This window comes from Rubrivivax soli (assembly GCF_049810355.1).
In the GTDB taxonomy this organism is placed as follows: Bacteria; Pseudomonadota; Gammaproteobacteria; order Burkholderiales; family Burkholderiaceae_C; genus Rubrivivax.
On record NZ_CP187368.1, the window covers coordinates 396,997 to 410,914 of the forward strand.

The 13,918-nt window shown below is 69.8% G+C and carries 13 protein-coding genes; 2 read left to right on the forward strand and 11 right to left on the reverse strand.

Going from position 1 to position 13,918, the window contains the following annotated elements:
- Positions 1-1,080 precede the first annotated feature (1,080 nt).
- The 3 genes from guaA to guaB are packed head-to-tail and all read right to left on the reverse strand — an operon-like array spanning position 1,081 to position 5,451.
- Positions 1,081-2,682 (reverse strand): glutamine-hydrolyzing GMP synthase, encoded by a 1,602-nt coding sequence (gene guaA, locus ACPOLB_RS01820; RefSeq protein WP_425259588.1) that lies wholly within the window; start codon positions 2,680-2,682, stop codon positions 1,081-1,083.
- Positions 2,679-3,977, reverse strand: a complete 1,299-nt coding sequence (locus tag ACPOLB_RS01825; protein WP_425259589.1) for an MFS transporter — start codon at positions 3,975-3,977, stop codon at positions 2,679-2,681. Before ACPOLB_RS01825 ends, guaA begins: the two co-directional genes overlap by 4 nt.
- Before the next feature lies 1 nt (position 3,978).
- A complete protein-coding gene (guaB, locus tag ACPOLB_RS01830) occupies positions 3,979-5,451 on the reverse strand; it encodes an IMP dehydrogenase (protein WP_425259590.1) in 1,473 nt (490 codons plus the stop codon).
- Between the two features lie 111 nt (positions 5,452-5,562).
- Here guaB and ACPOLB_RS01835 point away from each other — a divergent pair, with 111 nt between their 5' ends.
- Entirely contained in the window at positions 5,563-6,084 is a 522-nt protein-coding gene (locus tag ACPOLB_RS01835) for a DUF4124 domain-containing protein (protein ID WP_425259591.1), read from the forward strand.
- Here the strand turns inward: ACPOLB_RS01835 and ACPOLB_RS01840 are convergent.
- Together ACPOLB_RS01840 and ACPOLB_RS01845 are read right to left on the reverse strand one after the other, a co-directional pair.
- Entirely contained in the window at positions 6,081-6,389 is a 309-nt protein-coding gene (locus ACPOLB_RS01840) for an RnfH family protein (protein WP_425259592.1), read from the reverse strand. The two genes, ACPOLB_RS01835 and ACPOLB_RS01840, sit on opposite strands and share 4 nt — an antisense overlap.
- A complete protein-coding gene (locus ACPOLB_RS01845) occupies positions 6,376-6,828 on the reverse strand; it encodes a type II toxin-antitoxin system RatA family toxin (RefSeq protein WP_425259593.1) in 453 nt (150 codons plus the stop codon). The genes ACPOLB_RS01840 and ACPOLB_RS01845 overlap by 14 nt, the downstream gene beginning before the upstream one ends.
- A 56-nt stretch (positions 6,829-6,884) precedes the next feature.
- On the opposite strand from ACPOLB_RS01845, the gene smpB reads away from it, so the two are divergent.
- Positions 6,885-7,349 carry an SsrA-binding protein SmpB gene (gene smpB, locus ACPOLB_RS01850; protein WP_425259594.1) on the forward strand — a complete coding sequence of 155 codons (465 nt, stop codon included), beginning with the start codon at positions 6,885-6,887 and terminating at the stop codon, positions 7,347-7,349.
- A gap of 11 nt (positions 7,350-7,360) precedes the next feature.
- Here smpB and ACPOLB_RS01855 read toward each other — a convergent pair whose 3' ends face one another.
- From ACPOLB_RS01855 to ACPOLB_RS01880, 6 genes are all read right to left on the reverse strand, one after another.
- Entirely contained in the window at positions 7,361-8,524 is a 1,164-nt protein-coding gene (locus ACPOLB_RS01855; protein ID WP_425259595.1) for a PLP-dependent transferase, read from the reverse strand.
- Positions 8,521-9,909, reverse strand: a complete 1,389-nt coding sequence (gene rimO / locus ACPOLB_RS01860; RefSeq protein WP_425259596.1) for a 30S ribosomal protein S12 methylthiotransferase RimO — start codon at positions 9,907-9,909, stop codon at positions 8,521-8,523. Before rimO ends, ACPOLB_RS01855 begins: the two co-directional genes overlap by 4 nt.
- A gap of 28 nt (positions 9,910-9,937) precedes the next feature.
- Positions 9,938-10,444: a polyhydroxyalkanoate synthesis repressor PhaR gene (gene phaR / locus ACPOLB_RS01865; protein ID WP_425259597.1), complete on the reverse strand. Its 507-nt coding sequence runs from the start codon at positions 10,442-10,444 to the stop codon at positions 9,938-9,940.
- Positions 10,445-10,532: 88 nt separating this feature from the next.
- Complete coding sequence (locus ACPOLB_RS01870) at positions 10,533-11,381, reverse strand: alpha/beta hydrolase (protein ID WP_425259598.1); 849 nt, start codon at positions 11,379-11,381, stop codon at positions 10,533-10,535.
- A gap of 5 nt (positions 11,382-11,386) precedes the next feature.
- Positions 11,387-12,850, reverse strand: a complete 1,464-nt coding sequence (locus ACPOLB_RS01875; RefSeq protein WP_425259599.1) for a hypothetical protein — start codon at positions 12,848-12,850, stop codon at positions 11,387-11,389.
- 6 nt (positions 12,851-12,856) lie between these two features.
- Complete coding sequence (locus tag ACPOLB_RS01880) at positions 12,857-13,915, reverse strand: alpha/beta fold hydrolase (RefSeq protein WP_425259600.1); 1,059 nt, start codon at positions 13,913-13,915, stop codon at positions 12,857-12,859.
- Positions 13,916-13,918: the final 3 nt, after the last annotated feature.

Sequence of the window (13,918 nt, forward strand, 5' to 3'; positions counted from 1 at the left end):
GTTGCTCCCGCAGGGGCGCGAGCGCGGCATCGACGACGGCGTCGCCAAGCAGGGCCCGGCGCGCCTGCAGGGCCTCGATGGCCTCTTCGAGCGCCACTCGGCGCGGATCGCTGGTGGAATGCGCTGTTCCGGAATTCATGGCGGACACCGACTGCCGCGATGAGCCCTTGACGGCGACTGCATTTCGAAGGGCGTCCTGGATGGAGGCATGCGACCCGGGCAATCCGCGGACCGCGGCTGCCGCCTCCTTCGACCGCCAGCACGGACGGGCGCTCCAGGGGGCCGGCGCCCGCGCCTGGGCAACGCCGCGCGTGTGACCCTCGATGAGCGGCCCAACCCTGCAGGGCACGTGAGAGCTCCAGCGCAGATCCGGCGCCTCGATGGAACCCGTTCAGCAAACGGCACGTCCAGCGGAATCGCCCGCGACGGCACGCGCGCGTTGGGGCGTGCGCAGGTCTGACGGTCGGCTTCGCGGCGACGAGTTCGGGATCGAGGACGTCGCCTCGGGATCGGCTTGAGCCGGTCGCCATCGGCAGGCGCAGACGATCGCCGGCCGTGGCGCGGCAATGGCAGCGCGAAGGACCCCTGACGGGGTCCTGGCCGCCGTGCCTCTTGGCTACCGTCGAATGGCGGACTTCCGGCTGGGCCGGCCATTCAGATCCTGAGGCTGGCCGGCTGCAGGCTGTCTGAAGTGGTCAGCCTGTCCTTCGACCTGGCCTGAAGACGCATGCCTTCCGTGGCATGCGCAGCTTCGTCGGTCCTCGTCCTGCCCCGGACAATCGCCTCGCGCGCCGTCCCGTCCGCGCCTTCGTGCCGGCCGACCCGCTGCGGGCCTGATCCACCGAGGTGTCCATGCGATCTCCGATCCGTTGCAGGTCGCAGGATCGCGATACCGTCATGGGGGCTGACGGTGTCGACGCACGCCTGCCAGCGCAGGTGCTCGGACACCGTCAAATCAACCGTCAGGGCGCCTGGGACGGCGCTGGATCGGGTGGGGCGACCTTGGACGCTACGTCGTTGTCCCCACTGCGAAACCGGATCGTTCTGGGATGGCCGGAAACACGGTGGGACGAGTCCGGCTCATTCCCACTCGATCGTCGCCGGCGGCTTGCTGCTCACGTCGTAGGTCACGCGGTTGATGCCACGCACCTCGTTGATGATGCGGCCGCTGACCTTCTTCAGCAGCGCGTACGGCAGCTCGGCCCAGTCGGCGGTCATGAAGTCGCTGGTCTGCACGGCGCGCAGCGCGACGACGTGCTCGTAGGTGCGGCCGTCGCCCATCACGCCCACGCTCTTCACGGGCAGGAACACGGTGAAGGCCTGGCTGGTCAGGTCGTACCAGCTCTTGCCGCTGGCGGGGTCGTGGAAATTGCGCAGCTCCTCGATGAAGATCGCGTCGGCCCGGCGCAGCAGGTCGGCGTATTCCTTCTTCACCTCGCCCAAGATGCGCACGCCCAGGCCCGGGCCCGGGAACGGGTGGCGGTAGACCATCTCGGGCGGCAGCCCCAGCGCCACGCCCAGCTCGCGCACCTCGTCCTTGAACAGGTCGCGCAGCGGCTCCAGCAGCTTCAGGCCGAGTTGCTCGGGCAGGCCGCCGACGTTGTGGTGGCTCTTGATCGTGACGGCCTTCTTCGTCTTGGCGCCGCCGCTTTCGATCACGTCGGGGTAGATCGTGCCCTGCGCCAGCCACCTCGCACCCTTTGCGCCGCTGCCCACCAGCTTGGCCGCTTCCTGCTTGAAGACGGTGACGAACTCGCTGCCGATGATCTTGCGCTTGGCCTCGGGATCGGTCACGCCCGCCAGCTTGCCCAGGAACAGCGCGCTGGCGTCCACGCGCACCACCTTCGCGTGCAACTGGCCGACGAACATGTCCATCACCAGGTCGCCTTCGTTCAGGCGCAGCAGGCCGTGGTCGACGAACACGCAGGTGAGCTGGTCGCCGATGGCGCGGTGGATCAGCGCCGCGGCGACGCTGGAGTCGACGCCGCCGCTCAGGCCGAGGATGACCTCCTCGTCGCCGACCTGGGCACGGATGCGCTCCACGGCTTCGGCGATGTGGTCGCGCATCACCCAGTCGGGCCGCGCGCCGGCGATCTGCAGCACGAAGCGCTCCAGCAGCGCCCTGCCCTGCACCGTGTGCGTGACCTCGGGGTGGAACTGCACGCCGTAGTAGCCGCGCGACTCGTCGGCCATGCCGGCGATCGGGCAGCTGGGCGTGCTGGCCATCAGCTTGAAGCCCGGCGGCAGCGCGGTGATCTTGTCGCCGTGGCTCATCCACACCTTCAGCATGCCGTGGCCTTCTGCGGTGGCGAAGTCCTCGATGCCGTCGAGCAGCTTGGTGTGGCCGTGCGCGCGCACCTCGGCGTAGCCGAACTCGCGGTGCGTGCTGGCCTCGACCTGGCCGCCCTGCTGCACCGCCATCGTGAACATGCCGTAGCAGATGCCCAGCACCGGCACGCCACTGTCCCAAACAGCCTGCGGCGCGCGCAGCTCGTGCTCCTCGTAGGTGCTGGCGTGGCTGCCCGAGAGGATGATGCCCTTGGGCGCGAAGGCGCGGATGAAATCGTCGCCAACGTCGTTGGGGTGGATCTCGCAGTACACGTGCGCCTCGCGCACGCGGCGGGCGATGAGCTGCGTGACCTGCGAGCCGAAGTCGAGGATGAGGATCTTGTCGTGCGTCATGCGGAGCTCGATGCGGGTGCCAGCGGCCTGCGGCGCAGCCGGCGGAAGTGGGACACGGCAAAGGCCAGCGCCAGGGCCTGCAGCACGGCGCAGAAGAACATCGGGGCGCCGATGCGCCAGTCGGTGGCAGGCAGGTGCGACACCGCCCCCAGCAGCGGCGCGGCGAGCATCGGCGCCACCACGGCCATCAGGCTGTTCAGGCCGCTCACCGAGCCCATCGTCTGGCCTTGTTCGCTGCCATCGGCGGCGCTCGAGATCAGGCCCTGCATCGAGGCAGCCACGGTGTTGCCCAGCACGTTGGCGAAGATCACCACGTACATCATCCAGCCCTCGGTGGCCAGGCCGAAGCCGACGAAGGCCAGCGTCGCCGAGACCAGGCCCATCACCGCCAGCCGCTGCGCCGGGAACACCTTCAGCAGCCGGCCCAGCAGCACACCCTGCACCACCGCCGAGACCACGCCCACGGCGAACAGCGACCAGCCGTTCTCGGTGGGACCCCAGCCGAAGCGGAACGTGGCGTACAACACCCACACCGTGTACAGCGTGAACTGGGCCAGGCCCGCGAACGCCAGCACCGCGACCAGCCGCCCCACGCCCTGCAGGCGCGAGAGCTGCACCAGCGACGACAGCGGGTTGGCGCGCGCCCAGTCGATGCCGCGCCGGCGCTCGGCCGGCAGCGATTCGGGCAGCACGAAGTAGCCGTAGGCCAGGTTGACCAGCGCCAGGCCGCCGGCCACGAAGAACGGCAGTTGCAGGTCGATGCCGCCCAGCAGGCCGCCCAGCACCGGCCCGAGGATGAAGCCGATCCCGAACATCGCGCCCAGCAGGCCGAAGCGACGCGCGCGCTCTTCCGGCGCGCTGATGTCGGCGACGTAGGCGTTGGCCACCGCGGCGTTGGCCTGCATCAGGCCGCCGAACAGGCGCGACACCACCAGCATCCACAGCGCACTGGCCAGTGCCGTCATGAAGAAGTTGATCGCCAGCCCGCAGAAGCCCAGCAGCAGGATGGGTCGGCGGCCAAAGCGGTCGGACAGCGCACCCAGCATCGGCGCACCGATGAAGCTGGCAATGGCGTACGAGAACGCCACCACGCCGTACCAGTAGCTCTGCTCCGACGGCACGCTGGTGAACTTGCCCACCAGGGCCGGCAGCACCGGCACGATGAGGCCGACCGCCAGCATGTCGATCAGCACCACCAGCATGATGAAGCGCATCGCGGCCGTGCGCCCGGCGCCGGGGCCGACCGGGGGTGGCCCGGCGCGCGGCGTGACCGCCGCCGGACGGACGTCGGTCATCTCACTCCGCCCTGTAATTCGGCGCTTCCTTCGTGATCTGCACGTCGTGGACGTGGCTCTCGCGGATGCCGGCGGACGTGATCTCGACGAACTCTGCCTTGCTGCGCATCTCCTCGATGCTGGCGCAGCCGCAGTAGCCCATGGCGGCACGCAGTCCGCCGGCCATCTGGTACACGATGCCGAGCATCGAGCCCTTGTACGGCACCCGGCCCTCGATGCCCTCGGGCACCAGCTTGTCGGCGTTGGGGTTGGTGGTCTCGTCGTTTTCCTGGAAGTAGCGGTCGGCTGAGCCGGCCTTCATCGCGCCGATGGAGCCCATGCCGCGGTAGCTCTTGTAGCTGCGGCCCTGGTAGAGGATGACCTCGCCCGGGGCTTCCTCGGTGCCGGCGAACATGCCGCCCATCATCACCGTGCTGGCACCGGCGGCGATCGCCTTGGCGATGTCGCCCGAGTAGCGGATGCCGCCGTCGGCGATCAGCGGCACGCCGCTGCCGCGCAACGCGGTGGCCACGTTGTCGATGGCCATGATCTGCGGCACGCCCACGCCGGCGACGATGCGGGTGGTGCAGATGCTGCCGGGGCCGATGCCGACCTTCACGGCGTCGGCGCCCGCTTCCACCAGCGCGGTGGCAGCGGCGCCGGTGGCGATGTTGCCGCCGATCACATCGACCTGCGGGTACGTCTTCTTGACCCAGCGCACGCGTTCGATCACGCCCGCGCTGTGGCCGTGCGCGGTGTCGACCACCAGCACGTCGACCCCGGCCTTCACCAGCAGTTCGACACGCTCTTCCGTGCCGTCGCCCACGCCGACCGCGGCGCCCACGCGCAGCTTGCCCTGTGCGTCGCGCGCGGCGTTCGGGAAGTCGGTCTGCTTGGTGATGTCCTTCACCGTCATCAAGCCACGCAGTTCGAACGCGTCGTTGACGACCAGCACGCGCTCCAGGCGGTGCTTGTGCATCAGCGCCTTGCCCTCGTCGAGCGAGGCGCCCTCCTTCACCCACACCAGGCGATCGCGCGGCGTCATCACCTCGCGCACCGGGGCGTCCAGGCGCGACTCGAACCGCAGGTCGCGGTTGGTGACGATGCCGACCACGACCTTGCCCTCGAGCACCGGGAAGCCGCTGAATCCGTGCTGGCGCTGCAGCGCCACGACCTCGCGCACCGGGGTGTCGGGCGTGACGCTGATGGGGTCGCGCAGCAGGCCCGATTCATAGCGCTTCACGCGCGCCACCTCGGCCGCCTGCTGCTTCGGCGTGAAGTTCTTGTGCACGATGCCGATGCCGCCCTCCTGCGCGATGGCGATCGCGAGGCGGGCTTCGGTCACGGTGTCCATCGCCGCCGACACCAGCGGCAGGTTCAGCGTGATGTTGCGGGACAGTCGGGTCGAGAGGTTGGTGTCGCGGGGCAACACCTGAGAATAGGCCGGCACCAACAACACATCGTCGAAGGTGAGCGCTTTGCCGAGTAGGCGCATGCTGAACGGGCTCCAGGCGCAAAAAGCGATTATACGGACGGCAACACTTCCCGCCCGCCGCCCGTGACGGAGGTCACGCCGGGGGGCCATTGGCGGCTCTACACTGCCGCCATGCGACTCTCCACCGCGCTCCTGCCCCGGCCCGCCGCCGCCGTCCTGCTGCTGGCCCTGGTCGCCGCCACCCTGCCTGCGCATGCGCAGTGGAAGTGGAAGGACAAGAGCGGCCAGATCACCGCCAGCGACCTGCCGCCGCCGCGTGACATCCCCGAGCGCGACATCCTGCAGCGGCCCGACCCGCGCCGCCAGCTGGCGCCCGCGGCACCGGCCGCATCGGGCGCAGCGGCATCGCCCGCCGTCCGCCCCACGGTCGACAAGGAACTGGAAGCCCGCCGGCGCGCCGGCGACCAGGAGCAGCAGGCCAAGGCGCGTGCCGACGAAGAGAAGCTGGCGCAACAGCGCGCCGAGAACTGCCGCCGCGCGCGCGGCCATCTCGCGGCGCTGGAAACGGGTCAGCGCATCGCACGCACCAACGAGAAGGGCGAGCGCGAGATCCTCGACGACAAGGGCCGTGCCGAAGAGATGCGGCGCGCCAACGAGGTCATCGGCTCCGACTGCCGCGGCAGCGGCTCCTAGGGCGTCGCGGCGGGCGCCTTGTTGCGCTTGTAGCGCAGGCGCCGCGCTTCCTTCGGATCGACGGTCAGCGGGCGGTAGATCTCGATGCGGTCATGCGCGCGCAGTGGCGTGGCAGGCTCGCGCAGCTTGCCCCAGATGCCCATGCGCAGGCCCTCGGCCACCAGCGCATGGCGTTGCAGCAGGCCGCTGGCCTGCAGCGCGTCGGCCAGCGTCGCGCCGGCTGTCATCTGCAACCTGACCTGGTCGACCTGCCCGGGCTGCGGGCAGTAGACCACCTCCACCGGCAGCGTCTCAGCGCGGGCCATACACGACCTCGGCGCGCTTCACGAAGCAGTCGACGAAGGTGTTGGCCACCTTGTCGAACACCGGGCTCACCACGGTCTCGAGCGCCTTGCTCGAGAACGCGTAGCGCAGGTCGAACTCGATCTTGCAGGCCTGCGCCTCCAGCCCGGGCCGGCCCAGCGCGTTGAACACCCACACCCCCTCGAGCAGCGAGAACGGGCCGTCGACCAGCGTGACGTCGACCGACTGGCCGGCCACGTGCACGTTGCGGGTTGTGAAGGCGTGCCGCACCCCCATGTAGGCCAGACCCAGACGCGCCGTCATGCCTGTGTCGTGACGCTCCAGCACCTCGGCCTTGTCGCACCAGGGCAGGAAGCTGGGGTAGGACTCGACGCCCGTCACCAGGTCGTACATCTCGCGAGGCGAGTACCACAGCAGGACGGACTTCTTCACGTGCTTCATACAATGCAGGAATTGTAGGCGGCGCCCCTTGCCCGTCGCAGGCAGCCGCAGACCCCATGGCCCCCATCGCAGAAAACCGCCGCGCACGCTACGAATACACCATCGACGAGCAGTTCGAGGCGGGCATGGTGCTGTCCGGCTGGGAGGTCAAGGCCATCCGCGCGGGACAGGTGCAGCTGACCGACGGCTACGTGCACATCCGCGACGGCGAGCTCTTCCTCATCGGCTGCCGCATCAACGCGCTGCGCACCGCCTCGACGCACATCACGCCCGAGGCCGACCGCACGAAGAAGCTGCTGATGCACAAGGCCGAGATCCGGCGCCTGATCGGCAAGGTCGAGCAGAAGGGCTTCACGCTCGTGCCGCTGAACCTGCACTACAAGGGCGGCCGCGTGAAGGCCGAGATCGCGCTGGCCAAGGGCAAGGCCCAGCACGACAAGCGCAACACCGAGCGCGAGAAGGACTGGGAACGCGAGAAGGGCCGCCTGATGCGGCACAAGGTCTCGTCCAAGGGCAGCTGAGGGCCCGGGCCTCAGGTCGCCAGCGCGCCCAGCGCCTGCTCCAGGTCGGCCCGCAGGTCGGCCACGTCTTCCAGGCCGATCGAGAAGCGCACCAGCGTGCCCGCATACGGTGCCGGCTGCCGCATCACCCCCAGGTCGTAGGGCACCACCAGGCTCATCGGGCCGGCCCACGAGTAGCCGATCCTGAACAGGCGCAGCGCATCGACGAAGCGGTCGACCTGCGCCGCGCCGTAGCGGCTGTCGAAGACCACCGAAAACAGGCCGGCCGCGGCCGTGCTGCAGGCGCGCCAGTGCGCGTGGCCGGGTGCGCCTTCCAGCGCCGGGTGCAGCACCTGCGCCACTTCCGGCCGCTGCTGGAACCAGCGTGCGAGCGCGCGCCCGGTGGCATCGGCCGCGTGGTAGCGCAGCGCGGTGCTGGGCAGCGAGCGCAGCAGCAGTTCGGCATCGTTGGCCGCCACGCCCAGGCCCAGCCGCATGTGGGTGAGCTTGATGCGCTCGTGCAGCGCGTCGTCGCGGGTGCAGACCGAGCCCATCAGCACGTCGCCGCCGCCCGAGGGGTACTTGGTCAGCGCCTGCATCACGATGTCGGCACCGAGCGCGAAGGCGTCGAAGGCGATGCCCGCGCCCCAGGTGTTGTCGATGGCCGACGTGATGCCCTGGTCGCGGCACACCCGGAGCAGCCCGACCAGGTCGGGGAACTCCATCGTCACCGAGCCGGCGGCCTCGACCCACACCAGCTTCGTCTGCGGCCCCACCATCGCGGCCAGCGCCGCGGCGTCCATCGGGTCGTACAGGCGGTGCGTGATGCCCCAGTGCGCCAGCTCGTGCCGCGCCAGTTCGCGGCTCGGGCCGTAGACGTTCGCCGGCAGCAGCACCTCGTCGCCCGCGCGCAGCAGCGCCTGGTTCACCAGCGCGATGGCCGCCAGGCCGCTGGGCACCAGCACGCAGTGCCGGCCACCTTCCAGCGCCGCGATGCGCTCCTCCAGCGTGAACGTGGTGGGCGTGCCGTGCAGGCCGTAGGTGTAGCCGGTCTTGTGGCGCCAGTCGCGCGAACGCAGCGCCGCCGTGTCGCGAAACAGCACGGTCGACGCCTTGTGCACACCGACCTGCGGCGCCTCGAAGCCCGCGGGCGGCTGGTAGGCGTGGTGGATCAGCGCCGTGGTGTCCTTCTTCATGCCGGCACCGCGATCAGGTCATGCCCCTCGACGGCGACGATGCGCGCCTTCGTGAACTCGCCCACCTTCAGCGTGCGCGAAGCCTTCTCGGGCGGCAGCAGCCGCACGGTGCCGTCGATCTCGGGCGCGTCGGCGTAGCTGCGCCCCACCCCGCCCTTGCGGCCGAGCGCTGGGGCGCTGTCGACCAGCACCTGCATCGTGGCCCCCACGCGGCGCTGCAGCTTGCGCACCGAGACGGCCTCGGCCACGGCCATGAAGCGGGCTCGGCGCTCCTCGCGCACCTCGGCCGGCAGTGCGCCGGGCAGGTCGTTGGCCGTCGCGCCCGTCACCGGCGAATACGCGAAGCAGCCGGCGCGGTCGATCTCGGCCTCCTTCATGAAGTCGAGCAGGGTCTCGAACTCGGCCTCGGTCTCGCCCGGGAAGCCGGCGATGAAGGTCGACCGCACGACGATCTCGGGGCAGATCTCGCGCCAGCGCGCCAGGCGTTCGAGATTGCGTTCGCCGCTGGCCGGGCGCTTCATGCGCCTGAGCACGTCGGGGTGCGCGTGCTGGAACGGCACATCCAGGTACGGCAGGATGCGGCCGGCGGCCATCAGCGGCAGCACCTCGTCGACGTGCGGGTACGGATAGACGTAGTGCAGCCGCACCCAGGCGCCGTGCTGCTCGGCCAGCGTCGCCAGCGCCTCGCACAGTTCGAACATGCGTGTCTTCACCGGCTTGCCGTCCCAGAAGCCGGTGCGGTACTTCACGTCGACGCCGTAGGCACTGGTGTCCTGGCTGATGACCAGCAGTTCCTTCACGCCGCCCTCGAACAAGGCACGGGCCTCGTTCAGCACGTCGCCGATCGGGCGCGACACGAGGTCGCCGCGCATGCTGGGGATGATGCAGAAGCTGCAGCGGTGGTTGCAGCCTTCGCTGATCTTCAGGTAGGCGTAGTGCCGGGGCGTGAGCTTGACGCCCGCGCCGGGCACGTGGCCGGGCACCAGGTCGATGAACGGGTCGTGCGGCTTGGGCACGTGCAGGTGCACCGCGTCCATGACCTCCTGGGTGGCGTGCGGGCCCGTGACCGCCAGCACCTTGGGGTGGATCTGGCGCACGAGGTTGCCGCCGTCGTCGCCGGCCTTGGCGCCCAGGCATCCGGTGACGATGACGCGCCCGTTCTCGGCCAGCGCCTCGCCGATGGTGTCGAGGCTTTCCTTCACCGCGTCGTCGATGAAGCCGCAGGTGTTGACGATGACGAGGTCGGCGCCGGCGAAGGTCTTGCTGGTGCGGTAGCCCTCGGCGCTGAGCTGCGTGAGGATGAGTTCGGAGTCGGTCAGCGCCTTGGGGCAGCCGAGCGAGACGAAGCCGACGGTGGGCGCGGAGCCCGGAGTGGGAGCGTTCATCGGGGGATTTTCCCCGATCGGCGCGATCTCAGCGCTTGGGCGGCGGGAAACCGGGGAAGATGACGCCCGCCGTAGTCATCTGCTCCTGCAGTTTCTCGAACATCGCACGCGACTGGTCGAGGTAGGTGCCCATCATGTTCTGCAGCACCGGCGCCTGGCCGCCCACGAACTGGCTTTGCAGTTCGACGAAGGTCTGCAGGTTCTTCTCGAGCATCGCACCCATCATGCCCTGCATCGAGTGGCCGTAGAAGCGGATGATCTGCGCCAGCATCGGCGTGCTGAACATCGGCACGCCGCCCGACTCTTCCTCCAGGATGATCTGCAGCAGGATGCTGCGCGTGAGGTCGTCGCCGGTCTTGGCGTCGCGCACCTCGAAGTCCTCGCCGCCCAGCACCATGCGCTTGACGTCGGCCAGCGTGATGTAGCTGCTGGTCTGGGTGTCGTAGAGACGGCGGTTGGGGTACTTCTTGAGGATCCGCGTCCCGGGGGCGGCGGCGGGTTCGGCCGCAGGGGCGGCGCGTCGGGACGAAGGCATGCGTTCGGTCTCCTGGTGAATGCTGCACTGCGATTCTAGGAGTCGCGCCTGCGGCCCCTGCTGCGGGGTTACCCCCTGCGGTGCCGCATCATGGCAGGCCTTGCGCAGCCAGGAAGTCGTCGACGAGGCGTGACAGACCATCGTCCTGGCCCAGGTGCTCGTTGATCTCGCGATGCGACAGCGGCACCAGCGCCACCTGCGCGCTGCCGCCCGCGCTGCGTGCCCGCAGGGCGAATCGTTCGGCCTGCTGCGTGGCAGCCTCGCGGTCCTGCGCGCACACCAGCAGCAGCGGCGGCAGCGCCTGCTGCACCTGGTGCCAGGGCGAAGCGCGGCGCCAGACCACCGGATCGTCACCGAAGGCCCGGTCGTGCAGCGGCAGGTGCGCGCCCTCCATGACCTGCACCACGTCGAGCGCGGCGCTGTCCAGCAGCACGGCCGCCTGCGGCGGCTGCAGGCCGTGTGCGGCCGCGAGCGACACGTCGGCCAGCACCAGCGCCGCGAGGTGTGCGCCCGTGGAATGCCCGCATAGCGCCACGCGCCGGCCGTCGCCGCCCCAGCGCTGCACGTCGCGCTGCACGGTGCCGATCGCACGTGCCACGTCGTCCGCCTGCTGCAACGGATCGGCCTCGGGCAGCAGGCGGTAGTTCAGCGAGACGACGACCCAGCCGCGCGGCAGCCAGTGCCGCACCTTGTGCAGCACGACGCCCGGTTGCGCCTTGTCGCCCAGCATCCAGGCGCCGCCGTGCACCAGCACGAGCACGGGGCAGCCCTGCGCGCCAGCAGGCGCATAGAGATCGAGCCGCTGCGCCGGATGCGGCCCGTAGGGCACGTCGCGTTCGATGCGGGTGCCGGCAGGCCAGTCCGCTGGCGACGGCTCCGGCGCCGCACCGCGGCCGCGCAGCACCTGCCGCAACCAGCCAGGGCCCCGGGTGGCCATCGCGCTCAGCCCGCCGCCGGCGCGGAACTGGCGAAGTGGATCTCGCAGCCGCCGCGCGGGTTGGGCACGTAGCGATTGCCGTTCAACGGCATGATCTTCGGGCCGAAGGGGTTGGCCGTGCCGAGGAACAGCCCGTGCGGCGTCGACACCATCGTGCGCAGCCCCATGTTGTATGGGTTGCCCATGCCGTTGGTCGTGACCGGCACCCAGTTCTCGCCGTCGAAGCTGCGGTACAGGTCGAAGCCCGAGTGGTGGTCGAGGATGGTCTGCGCGCCGACGTGGTTGATGACGTTGGTGAAGGCCTCGGGCCAGCGCCGGCGGTTGGCGTAGCCCATCACGGTGCTCCACTCGAAGGTGCTCAGGTAGAGCCAGCCCTCGTGCGCCACCATGCGCCAGAAGTATCCGTTGAAGAAGTTGTTGAAGCCGGGCATGTAGCCCGACAGCGGCACCTTGCGGCCCATCGGCGTGTCGCGTTCGTCGCCGACCAGCAGGTCCCAGCGGCCGTCGGGCCACAGCCGCACCAGTTCCGGCGGCGCCGGGCCGACCTTGTTCTGCGTGTCGATGCCGCCGCCCTGGATGCCGCTGCCGATGTACAGCGCTCCCTTGAACGGCATCATGCTCAGCACGCACTGGTTCAGCTTGCCGCGGTAGGCGCCGCGCTCGATCACGCGTTCCCAGTGGTAGGGCTTGTCGCCTTCGCAGGTGCTGCGCCAGACCTGGTAGCCCTCCATGTTGAAGGTGCCGACGTACAGGTGGTCGCCGAAGGCGCACATCTCGAACACGGTCTTGTTGCCGGCGTCGCCGAAGCCGAAGTCGCTGACGGGCTCCCACTGCCCGGCGGTGGGGTCGGCGCTCTCGTAGACGACCGAGTGCGCCGAGACGTTCGGATTGCCGCCGCGCGAGCCGGCGGGCGTGGTGTAGAGCTTGCCCTTGAACTCGCACAGCGTGCGGATGGTGGTCACCGGCAAGCCGTTCAGGCCGGGCTCGCAGGTCGGCGTGAAGGTGCGGCCGTCCTCCGAGCGCAGCAGGTTCGGGCCCGGGCCGCGCGCGGGCGACCAGGTGCTGACGAACAGCGCCGGCGGCTCGCGGCCGCCGCCCGAGTACACCAGCATGCCGCGCAGCCCCAGTTCGCGCGGGATCGGCTTGCCGTGGCTGCCGATGATGGTCGGCGCCTTGAAGACCCGCTCCCAGTGGTCGAGCCTGGGGTCGTAGCGCCAGATCTCGGCATGCATGTCGAGATCGAACGGGTTCTCCGGGCACTCCACCGGCCACACGTCCATGCCGATCGGCAGGCGGGCCTTCATGAAGGGGAAGTTGCCGCGCGTGGTGCCCACGTACAGATGGCCGTTGAACCAGGCCATCGAATGCGCATAGGCGTTATTGCCGTCGCCGAAGCCGTTCTGCGCGATGCAGCGGAAGTCGCGCCGGTTCAGCCCGGGCCAGATGCCGAGCCGGTTCGCCGTCACCATGGCGGCCTACGCGGGGACAGCCAGGCTGCTGATGTAGCGCGCCAGCGCGTCGTGTGCTTCGTCGGGGTTGGTGTACGGGCCCAGGCGCTGTTGCTCGCGCGTGGTGAAGAACCAGGAACCATCGGATTTGAAGACACGGTCACTGCGGAAATGCCGACGCTGCTCTTCGCCGGAGCGTACCACCGGCTTGCGCGCGAACTCGCCGCGCCAGAAGCGTTCGCACTCGGCCATGACGTCGTCGGGTCGGGACGCCGGAAAGAAGTGGCCGGCGTCGCGCACGCGGCGGAACTCGGCGTGCGGCCACACGTCGAGCAGTTCGCCGCCGGTCAGCCGCGCCTGCGAGTGGTCGCCGTACAGCGCCAGGATCGGGAACATCAACCGCCGCAGCGCATCCAGCGCCAGGCCGTCGTCGCCCATCAGCTGCGCCTCGGCCGCCGTCTCGTCCATCAGCTTGACCCACTGCGACGCGGTGCGCTTGCCCTGCTTGCCCATCATCGGGCCCACCAGGTCGAGCAGGTCCTGCGGCACGTCTTGATTGCGCAACTGCAGATGCGCCACCTCGGTGAGCAGCCGGTAGCCGAAGTACGGATCGTGCGTGTCGAGCCGCAGGCCGTGGCGGTCGAGCACGGCCTGGATGTGGCTGCGGTTGCCCCAGTCGCGTGGCACGTGGTGGCGGCGCACGGCGGAGATGTGGGTGTCGCACAGCACCAGGCTGCGCACGCGCGATGCGTCCATGCAGGCCATGCTGAGCGCCACCACGCCACCGAAGCTGTGCGCCATGACGTGCGCGCGCTGGATGCCCAGGTGGTCCATCAGTCCCTGGAGGTCGAGCGCCAGGTTCTGCGGCGTGTAGCCGGTGGGCGTCATCTCCGACCGGCCGAGGCCACGCAGGTCGAGCAGCGTGACGCGGAAGCGCTTGGCGAACTCGGGCGCGTAGGGCAGGTACCAGAAGGCCATGTTGGTGGCCAGGCCGTGCACCATCACCAGGTCCTCGCGCGGCGCGTCGCCGGGCTCCTCGACCTGGAGGTAGTTCAGCCGTGCACCGTTGACCTGCGCGACGGGCATGGC